Origin of the sequence: Streptomyces sp. NPDC005181, assembly GCF_040608395.1 — a bacterium.
Lineage (GTDB): Bacteria > Actinomycetota > Actinomycetes > Streptomycetales > Streptomycetaceae > Streptomyces.
Genome location: NZ_JBEXID010000272.1, coordinates 1 through 1,027, shown reverse-complemented (window position 1 = coordinate 1,027; position 1,027 = coordinate 1). Strand labels below are relative to the sequence as shown.

Genomic DNA, 1,027 nt, shown 5'->3' with positions numbered 1-1,027 from the left:
CATGATCCTGCTCTGTCTGGCCGGTTACGCCCGACCGCTCCCCGGGCGAGCCCTCGCGGAGACCGCTTGAAACCCACAGATGCGAGCGAAGAGCCATTTTAAGGCAGGTCACGCCCATGTCGAAGATCCCGCCGGGTCTCCGGGGCCGCTGCCTCACCACCTCCCCCCTTCACACCTCCGGCACACTGTGACGCTCTTGCGTATTCGCACCACAGAAGACTGTTGCCGTAAATGACCCCAGAGGGGACCACAGGCAGCAAATACGGCCCGAATGGAGTTGGTTACAGGTGCAATGCCGCCGAGGCTCCGGGCGTGGACCACTCGGTAGAGTGATCACATCTGAACAGTCCGGCAATGAGTGAAAGCAGCCAGGGGGACCCATGTCGTTCGAGGAAGAGTGGGCTCAGCAGAAGGGCGAGGTGACCGAGCGTCACTCGTCGCAGATGCAGTTGAACCAGCTCCCCACCGACCAAGGGGCCACGACGCAGCCGCCCTTGCTGGGCAGCAGCAACTCACCGGACCTGGCGACCACGCCCGCCAAGAAGAAGAAGGCGGCGAACAGCATCGAGAAAAACCTCGAGCCCGGCACCAGGACTGCGGCCAACGCCGCCGACGAATCCGTCCGCGGAGCCGCCGCCGAGTTCAAGGGCTGGGAGACGGCCGCCGGGCTCAAGAAGGCCCACTCCCACTGGGACGAGCAGGTCAAGCGGCTGATGGGGCGTCTGAGCCAGGAGAAGTCGGCACTCCGGAACACGGCAGTCCTTTTCAGTAACAACGACCTGGAAACCGAGGTCGGCTTCAACTCGGTGAAGTCCAAAGTGTCGGGCATCTAGGGGGAACGATGCCAACATACGACGAGATCATGCACATAAAGCTGTCCGCACTCACCACGGCGGCGGACGGCTGGAAAACAATGGCGGGCAAGTTCAAGAGCAAACATTCAGTGCGACCGCAGCGTGTGACGGTTTCGGGTGTGTGGTGACGGCTGGTGACCGAGTGGTCAGCGGCTGTCGGAGCGGGGGTGTCA

The 1,027-nt window shown here is 62.8% G+C and carries 1 protein-coding gene; it reads left to right on the top strand.

The features are described 5' to 3' along the window. Window positions 1-380: 380 nt before the first annotated feature. Window positions 381-833 carry a hypothetical protein gene (locus ABZV38_RS40570; protein WP_356334002.1) on the top strand — a complete coding sequence of 151 codons (453 nt, stop codon included), beginning with the start codon at window positions 381-383 and terminating at the stop codon, window positions 831-833. Window positions 834-1,027 lie beyond the last annotated feature (194 nt).

What these genes read in the sequence shown, in the direction of transcription:
- ABZV38_RS40570 (WP_356334002.1), top strand. Translation starts at nt 381, where the DNA reads ATGTCGTTCGAGGAAGAGTGGGCTCAGCAGAAGGGCGAGGTGACCGAG.